The sequence below is a fragment of the Streptomyces sp. NPDC048275 genome (genome assembly GCF_040652275.1).
In the GTDB taxonomy this organism is placed as follows: Bacteria; Actinomycetota; Actinomycetes; order Streptomycetales; family Streptomycetaceae; genus Streptomyces.
This window is the reverse complement of record NZ_JBEZLR010000069.1, coordinates 44,919-53,543: the sequence shown is the minus strand read 5'-3', so window position 1 is coordinate 53,543 and position 8,625 is coordinate 44,919. Positions and strand designations below refer to the sequence as shown.

The 8,625-nt window shown below is 67.9% G+C and carries 6 protein-coding genes and 1 pseudogene; 1 reads left to right on the top strand and 6 read right to left on the bottom strand.

Translation table 11 applies throughout. From position 1 onward, the window contains the following. Positions 1 to 832: 832 nt before the first annotated feature. A complete protein-coding gene (locus tag AB0D57_RS32300; RefSeq protein WP_362081067.1) occupies positions 833 to 1,969 on the bottom strand; it encodes a site-specific integrase in 1,137 nt (378 codons plus the stop codon). Between the two features lie 149 nt (positions 1,970 to 2,118). Between AB0D57_RS32300 and AB0D57_RS32295 the strand changes: the two are divergent. Further along, positions 2,119 to 2,568, top strand: a pseudogene (locus AB0D57_RS32295) (rhomboid family intramembrane serine protease); the annotation flags it as partial. Positions 2,569 to 2,628: 60 nt separating this feature from the next. Here AB0D57_RS32295 and AB0D57_RS32290 read toward each other — a convergent pair. From AB0D57_RS32290 to AB0D57_RS32270, 5 genes are all read right to left on the bottom strand, one after another. Then, positions 2,629 to 3,534, bottom strand: coding sequence for an intradiol ring-cleavage dioxygenase (locus tag AB0D57_RS32290; protein ID WP_362081064.1), 906 nt, complete (start codon positions 3,532 to 3,534; stop codon positions 2,629 to 2,631). Next, positions 3,531 to 4,586, bottom strand: coding sequence for a maleylacetate reductase (locus AB0D57_RS32285; RefSeq protein ID WP_362081061.1), 1,056 nt, complete (start codon positions 4,584 to 4,586; stop codon positions 3,531 to 3,533). Before AB0D57_RS32285 ends, AB0D57_RS32290 begins: the two co-directional genes overlap by 4 nt. Before the next feature lie 3 nt (positions 4,587 to 4,589). After that, on the bottom strand, positions 4,590 to 6,380 hold the full coding sequence (locus AB0D57_RS32280) for an FAD-dependent monooxygenase (protein ID WP_362081058.1): 1,791 nt from the start codon (positions 6,378 to 6,380) through the stop codon (positions 4,590 to 4,592). Between the two features lie 132 nt (positions 6,381 to 6,512). Further along, entirely contained in the window at positions 6,513 to 7,472 is a 960-nt protein-coding gene (locus AB0D57_RS32275; RefSeq protein WP_362081054.1) for a helix-turn-helix domain-containing protein, read from the bottom strand. A gap of 249 nt (positions 7,473 to 7,721) precedes the next feature. After that, on the bottom strand, positions 7,722 to 8,603 hold the full coding sequence (locus AB0D57_RS32270) for a LysR substrate-binding domain-containing protein (protein ID WP_362081051.1): 882 nt from the start codon (positions 8,601 to 8,603) through the stop codon (positions 7,722 to 7,724). Positions 8,604 to 8,625 lie beyond the last annotated feature (22 nt).

Genomic DNA, 8,625 nt, shown 5'->3' with positions numbered 1-8,625 from the left:
CCCGCAGTTCTGCCATCTGTTCAGAGGAGAGATCCATACCAGACTCAACGATGACGGAAGCCTAAGGTTCCATGAACAGGATCACGAGACACTAGAGGCGGCCTTAGCAGCACGCCTGACACCCCATCAGAACGAGCGTCAAATGAGCGTCACGAGCGTCATTTCAGCGTCAAGATATCGCCCGTAACGCCCACACTGCACATAATGCGCACGCACAAAACCGCAGGTCAGGAGCCCTTAGCCACCGGCTCAAGAATCGCCACACACTCCACATGATGAGTCATCGAGAACACGTCGAGCGACACGCTCCACTCAGCGATCCACAGCCCAACGGAAGCCGCGCGCCCCCCGACGCGGGCGTGCTCCGATGGGGACATGACCCACGCCTTACGGCCCACGTGGGGGTTCCGGCGTCGAGGTAGTGGTGACCGTGCGGACCCTGGTCCTTCCCGCCGGCGCAGGGGCGTTTCGGTGTCCAGGCCCCGCCGGCCGACGATGGAAAGGCCACATGACCTCTCACGGCGGGGGCACAGTTTCACAGTCCGCCGGAATCACGCGCATCCGAATCTGAAGCGTCCGGCTCACCTGGGTGGCCTGCCAGGCCAGCTCCGGGAGCCTCCGCTCTGCCGCCAGGTGGGCACCCTCCGGGGCGCCATCGCGCACAACGCAGGGCACGTCCAGCCGGTTGAGGCCGAGCCACGCCGCCCAGACACCCGCGATCGAACGCGGTGCGATACAGCTGCAGGGCGCCTCGTCACGGCCCACAGACCCCGATCGCGCCTTGACCCACAGGGCCCCGACTACTGAGTCCAAGCATCTCCGCCCGCGCCAGTCAAGCAACCAGCCTCAGCCCCACATCGAGGATCGCAGCCGCCTTAGTGATGCTGCCCGGCATCAAGTGCCTGTATGTGCGGTAAGTCTCCTCAATGGACTTATGCCCCATCCATTCAGCCACGTCGGTGATCGGTATGCCATTCCCCAGGGCATTCGAAGCAAAGAAGTGACGAAAACTATACATTCCAACCCCCTCCGTCGGAGGAAGGGCATCGAACAACTTCACTACACGATACCGCTCCAGCGGTTCGGTGAAGTACCCGCGCGACCCCCGCAAAAGATAGCCCTCATCCGACACGCCGTGCTTTTCCGCGAAACGCTCCATCGCCTCCCTCGCCATACGCGGCAATGGAACTTCCCTGAACTCTCCAGCCTTGCGATGCTTCAATTTCGCGGGCTTTCCCAGAACCGAATGAATCTGATCAGTCACTCGATACACATCGTCCGCAACAACGTTATTTACGTTGACTGCCCGGGCTTCGCCATTACGAAGCCCACAGCCGACCATCATCGTTATCTCCATGGCGAGCAGCGGATCCGCCTTCAGCAAGACCTTGGCTATGTATTCCGGTGCCGGAATGGCAACAAGTCCGGGAACGTATTCCGGGTCCTGCACGCCTTTCACCGGGTCATGCGCCATAGCACCTTTGTCGTAGGCATCCCTGAGAAGGGATTTCAAGGACCGGTAGATGTTCGACTGATGACCTCGGCCCACGCCCTCAGTTTCCAGGTGGTCAAGGAATCCCTCAACGACGCTCGGAGTCACTGAGTTCAACTTGCGAGACCCGATAGCCGGAATTATGTGCATCTTGAAGTAGCTGCCCACATGCTGAGCCGTCGAATATTCGGTCATCTTGCGCTGCCGCGGCAACCACTTCTCATAGTATTGCTCGATCGTTAGCCGCCCGAGGTCACGGCGGGCCGCGGCCACAGCCGGGGAGGTCTTCTTCCGTTCCTGGTATAGATCTGTCAGCCGCTCAATCGCATCATCCTGCGTGGCATGGCCGGTCTCCTCGCGTTGCTTTCCTCCCGCGTCCCGGAACCGAATGGTGTACGGGTGCGGACAACGCGTCGGCTTGGCGCAGTCGCACGTCTTGAAGAAAGAGCCCATGCCGCGGGCGAGCTGTCGAGCCAAGAGTCGAGTCCTTCCGGTGGGGACTGGGGGACAGCGCTGGTCGCAGTCCCCGTGGTGAAACCCGGAGGTCAGCAACGATGACCCTTGCTGAGATCTTGCTGACCCGTGCCCGAGCATCATGGCTGTGACCAGCACATATGTCCAGTACATGGTTGTTCGGCAACAACATCGAGGACCGCCTGGGCCACGTGCGGTTCACCCTGTTCTACGTGGCCTGCGGCTACGCGGCGGCGTACGGCTTCGCGTTCCTCAACGACAACTCGTCCGACCCGCTGATCGGCGCGTCCGGGGCGATCGCCGGGGTGCTGGGCGCGTATCTGGTGCTGTTCCCGAAGGCCAGAGTGTGGGTCCTGGTCCCGTTCCTGGTCTTCCTGCCGTTGCGACTTCCGGCCTGGCTGGTGCTGGGCTTCTGGTTCGTACTGCAGGCCGTGTACTCGTCCGGCGAGGGCGTGTCCGACGCGGGCACCGTGGCGTACGCGGCACACATCGTCGGCTTCCTGACCGGCATGCTGCTCGCCTGGCCGCTGCGCCCCGGCACCCCACCACCCCCCGAGCCGCGCGGCCTGCTGTTCGGCAGGCGTGCGCGGCCAGGTTGGTGAGAGCGGCAGGATCCAACCCGGCAGATGAGAACGCAGGCCGGGACCTGCCGCGGCCGCGCGTCATCCTCGGCCGTCGGCGGGGGCGAGGACGATGTCGAAGCGGACCTCCGTCCAGGTGCCGTCGATGACGCGCCCGTCAGGCGTCGGCGTGCCGGCCGGTCGGCACTCGAAGTTCTTGACCAGTGACTCCTTGACGCCGAAGACGGTGTCGGAGTCGAGCAACTCGTCGCCCCTGACAAAGATGTGGGTCACGAGGGTCCTGCACCCCGCTGCCTCGACCATGAAGTGGAGGTGCGAGGCCCGCATCGGCGAGCGACCGGTCGCTTCCAGCATCTTTCCCACGGGGCCGTCGTGCGGAATCGGGTACGGCGTCGGCGTGATGCCCCAGAAGCGGTAGCGCCCGTCGGCGTCCGTGAACAGGTGCGCCCGGGCCGCGACCCGGTCGTCGTCGTATTGGACGTCGTAGAAGCCGTCCTCGTCCGCCTCCCAGACCTCGATCTTCGCCCCGGGAATCGGCGTGCCGTCGGCGTCGGAGACGGTCCCCTCGACCCAGCACGGCTCGCCGGCGGCCCCGAAGGACATGTCCCCGCCCGGCTCGATCTTCGGGGATCCCTCGACGAAGAAGGGGCCGAAGACCGTGGCCTCGGTGGCGTCGCCGTAGGCCTCGTTGTTGATCCCGATGGTCTGCATCGACGCCCCGAGGGTGTCGGAGAGCAGGATGAACTCCTGGCGTTTGTCGTCGGTGAGGTGTCCGACGGCGGTGAGGAACTCGATGCCCTTGTTCCACTCCTCCTCGGTGAGGCGGACCTCGCGCAGGAACGCGTGGAGGTGTTTGACGACGGCCCGCATCAGCTCCTTCAGGCGGGGGTCCTGGCAGGAGTTGAAGGAGTGCTGCACGCGCGCGATCAGTTCTTCCTCGCGGGCGGCCTGCTCGGGCGAGACGTCGTGGGGGGACCTGAGGGTCATGCGGGGTCACTTCCTTCCCAGGCCGCGCGCAGCAGCGCGGTGAGGTTCTCCTCGGTCAACGGAGTGGGGTTGTCGGCAGGGACCGCTTCGAGGATGGGGGCCACCGCCCGGGGGATGCCGTCCTCGGGCATGCCGTAGTCGCGCAGCGCGCGCGGAGCGTCGAGCGCCTCGCGCAGCGCCGCGAGGCCCGCCACCGCGGTCGGGCTGCCGAAGCCCTGGGCGATGCGCCGCTCGGCCTCCGGCGCGGCCGGGGCGTTGAAGGCCAGCACGTGCGGCAGTACCACCGCGTGGGTCTGGGCGTGCGGCAGGTTGAACATCCCGCCCAGCACGTGACAGATCTTGTGGTGCATCCCCGAGCCGGCCGAGGCGAAGGCGACGGCGGCCAAGTAGGCGCCGTAGAGCGTCTGTTCGCGTCCTTCCAGCCCGGTCGGATCGACGGCCACGGCGGGCAGGCCGAGGGCCAGGCCCCGGATGCCCTCCCCCGCCAGGGCCCGGTCGATCGGGTCGGCGCGGGGGCCCCACATGGAGTCGACGCAGTGAGCCAGGGCGTTGAGGCCGCTGGCCACGGACATCTCCACCGGCAGGCTCAGCATCAGCGAGGCGTCGTACACGACGGAGCGCGGCAGGACCCATGGGTCGACGCCGGTGGTCTTCACCTCTCCTTCCGTGAGGCCCCAGACGTTCGTGGCCTCCGAACCGGCGTACGTGGTGGGGACGGCCACGATGGGCAGGCCGGTCGTCAGCGCGACCGCCTTGGCCAGGCCGGTCGTCGAACCGCCGCCGACGCACACCAGCACGTCCACTCGGCCCTCCGTCGCGGCCTTCCTGGCGCGGTCGGCCACGTCGACCGGAACGTGCATGACGACCTCGTCGTGGCGCACCGCGACCGGCAGGTCCGCACCGACGCGATCGGCGAGGGCCGCCTCCGCCGCCGCGGCGATGAGCATCACCTTCGTCGCCTTCAGCGCCGCCACTTCGGCCGCCACCGCGGCCGGCGCCTCACCGGGGGCGAAGACGACCCGTTGTGGCAGCGTCTCGTGAGCAAACCGCATGGTTCACGCCTTCCCGAGGATCTGGCTGAGGGCGCCGCGCAGCGCTGCCGCGGGGTCGTCGGCGAGGCTCGTCGAGCGCCAGGCGACGTGTTTGTCGGGCCGGACCAGGATCGCGCCGGACTCCTCGACCTCCCGGAGCCTGGCCCAGTCGTAGTAGAGGTCCGTCACCTCGCGGCCCGGGCCGATCACCACGGTTTCGAGCGGGATCCCGAGGTCCTGCGCGACCTTCTCGGCCGCTTCGGCCCAGTTCTCACCGGCGACGCCCGTGATGAGGGTCCAGCGGGTGTACGGCGCCAGATCCATCAGGGCGAGCTTGGTGACGTTGTCGCCGACCCAGGCGTGCGGGACGTGTGCCCCGGGGCTGGTCGACATGACGTGGTAGAGGTCCTCGTCCCGGCTCGGCACCGGGCGGGTGCCGTCGGAGACGATGGCGGTGGACTCGTAGAACTGGCCGAGTTCGACACCGTGGGCGTTGAACTCGTAGTTCTTGGTCTCCATCGCCGCCACGAGGGCGGCCCGCTTGGCCACGCCCTCGGGGGTGTTGGCCTTCCGCTCCTCGATCCGGGCCTGCATCTCCGCCTCGTCCTTCGCGTCGAGGACGCCGAGGGCCTGGAAGATGTCGGCGAACTCGCGGCTCGACTTGTTCGCCCGTGTGACGATCCGCTCGGCCACGGGCGCCCGCTCCGCCGAGTACGTCTCCAGCAACGACGGATCGGCCTGCCCGCGCAGCACGGCCGCGATCTTCCACGCCAGGTTGTAGGAGTCCTGGATGCTGGTGTTCGACCCCAAGCCGTTGCTCGGCGGGTGGCGGTGGATCGCGTCGCCCGCGCAGAAGACACGGCCCTTCTGCAGGTGGGTGGCGTACATCTCGTTGTTGCCCCAGAGGCTGGTGCCGGTGATCTCCACTTCGAGATCCGGCATCCCCAGCAGCTGCCGCACGATGCGGACGGCCTCGGCCTCGTCGACCACCGGGGGCTCGGAGTTGATGTCGTAGCCCCACACGATGAGCCACTCGTTCCACGGGCGGACCATCCGGACCAGACCGGCGCCGATGCCACCGACGTTGGCGCCCGGCTGTATCACCCAGTAGAGGACGGAGGGCCGGTGCCCGACGTAGGACTCGATGTCGGCCTTGAACGTGATGTTCATCGAACCGGCGATGTCCATCGCGCCCTCGTAGGGCAGACCGATGTCCTCGGCGACCCGCGACCGCGCGCCGTCGGCGCCGATGAGGTACTTCGCCCGGATGTCGTGCTCCTGGCCGGTGAGCCGGTCGCGCACCCGGACCGTGACGCCCGTGTCGTCCTGCGTGTGCGAGAGGTACTCGGTGGAGAAGCGGGTCTGGGTGCCGCGCACGGTGGCGTTCTTGACGAGGATCGGTTCGAGGTAGGTCTGCGGGATGTCGACGGTGAGGCAGGGGGAGGCCAGTCGGTAGTCCGCCTCCCGGTCGGGCCTGGTGCCCCAGGTGTGGATGCGGCCGATCTCCTCGCCCGCGATGGAGGTGCAGAAGACGGTGTCCCCGACGAGGCCGTGGGCGGTGGCGTCGGCCAGCACCTGGTCCTCGATCCCCATGTCGCGGAAGATCTCCATCGCCCGCTGGTTGGTGATGTGTGCCCGTGGGGTGTTCGCGGTCCACCGGTACTTGGTGATCACAATGTTGTCGATCCCCAGGGTCGACAGGAACAGCGCCGCCGAGGCGCCGGCCGGCCCCGAGCCGACGATCAGGACGTCGGCCTCCACCTGCGACGATGCCGGAAGCTCGGTCACTCGCTGACCGTCGTTGAAGTCGGGCATGTGGTGTCTCACCTTCTTCTCGCGGTGTTCTGAAGGCAGAGTGCCCGCGGCCCTGCCCCCGCCTGGCGGAATGGTGGAGAGGACGGCCGAAATCCGTATGACGCGGCCGTTTCGGTGGTGTTTCGCGTCCGTTCAGTCCCGTTTCGCGGCCGTACGGCGCAACTCGCCGGCGGTGATGCCGAACCGGGCGTGGAAGGTCTGCGAGAAGTGCGCGGCCGAGTTGAATCCGCACAAGGTCGCCACCGTTGCCGTACTCGACACCGCGGCGCCCGGTCCGGTCAGCAAGCTGTAGGCGAGCTCGAGCCGCCGTCCGAGCACGTAGCGCGGAAACGTCGTTCCCGCCTCCGCGAAGACGCGGGTGAGCTGACGGACGCTGATGCCTACCGCGTCGGCGACTTCGGGCGCCGACAGGCGCGGATCGCGCAGTCTGTCCTCGATGTGGGCGCATGCGAGCGCGCGGTGGATGATGGGCCGCCGGGTGGCGCCGTTGCTCACGAGCGCGGACGCGAGGTCCACGATCGTCTGCTCGTCGGGCCGCGTCGCGTCCCCGACGCCGACGGCACGTCCGACAAGGCGGGTGATCGCTCGACCGTACGGGTTCATCTCGCTTTTCCGGACGATGAGCGGTTCCCCAGGTGTGGGACCGCAGACCACGTCCGGCAGCGCGCGGCGCTCGACTCGCACCGCCAGTTCGTCCAGACCGTTGCCGAATCCACGGACGAAGTGCCAGTCCGCGTCGCAGACCAGGAGGTCGCCGGCATGGATGATCTGCCGCCTGCCCGCCTGCTGGAACAGCGAGTCCCCGCGAAGGGAGAGGTAGATGGCGACGGAACCCGTGGGCTGCCGTTCGATGAGATCGGCGGGGCGCTCGACGACGTGTGCCGTGGTCCGAACGCGAGCCAGATGAACTCGCCCGACCTGAAGGTTGTCCTCCCGCGCCAGGAAATCCTCGCCCCTTGGTGTGCGGCACTTCAAAGCGATCAAGGCGGCGGCGTTGTGCTCCTCCCAGGCCCGCAGCCGCTCCGCCGACGGCACATGTGCCGTCGAGAACACGTGCGCCGGGAGGGGCGCTGCTGCGGGAGCTGAGTGCATGGCTTTGAGGGTAAGCCTGTGGTGTCGAAGGGGGCGAGGGTCAGTACGGCATCGCGTGACGCGTCCGTCAAGCGAGGAAGGCGATGAATCGGGCCTCGACACTGCGCGCCGCGGAACGGCTTCCGGCCCGAGATCGGGGTTCTGGATCGACCGTGACGGGGGCGAACTTCACGTTCATTCGCTCCGGGGCGGCGATGTCGAAGCGCGGGCGGCCGTCCACCTCAAGGGCGTAGTTGATAGCAGGCAGGGCTAGAACATCCGGCGGATGACCTCGATCGTCCGGCCCAGGTGCGGCTCCGTACGGTCCGACCGGTGTGCGACGGCAAGGTCGACCGTGACGGACGGGCGGACCAGCGGTCGGTAGGCGACGCCCGCGAGCGCGAGCGCGGTCACCGGCTCGGGTACGACCGCGACGCCGAGCCCGCCGGCCACCAGGGTGACCAGGGTCGAGGTCTCGCCGACCTCGTGCCGGATGCGCGGATCGATGCCGGCGTCCCTGAGCAGCCCGAGCACCACGCCGTACATCACCGAGCGCCGATCGGCGGAGTGGACGATGAGATCGCAGCGTCCCAGGTCCGCCACCCGGATCTGTTTCCGCTGTGCCAGCGGGTGGTCGGCGGGCAGCGCGACCACCAGCCGGTCGCGGCGGAGTGGGGTGACCGTGAGCGAGAGGTCGGCGACCGGCGGTCGTAGCAGGGCGATGTCGATCTCGCCCGTCCTGAGGGCCTCGACCTGGTCGGGCACGAGCAGCTCGCCGCGGAAGGCGAAGTCCACCCCGGGCAGCTCGGTCGCGAGGCGGCGGGACAGCGCAGGCAGCAAGCTGTAGGTCGCCGAGCCGACGCAGCCGATCGCGAGGTGGCCGACCGCTCCCGCCGCGACCCGCCGGGCCTCGTGGGCGGCCTCGTCCACGTCGGCGAGGATCGCGCGGGCCCGGGCGAGGTAGGCGCGGCCCGCTTCGGTGAGGTCGACCCGCCGCGTGGTGCGGTGCAGGAGCTCGACCCCGAGCTCGGATTCGAGCTGACGGATCGCCTGGGAGAGCGGCGACTGCGCCATGTGGAGCCGATCGGCGGCACGGCCGAAGTGGCGCTCCTCGGCTACGGCGACGAAGTAGGTGAGGTGACGCAGGTTCACTGTTAAGACTTCCTGCATCTCA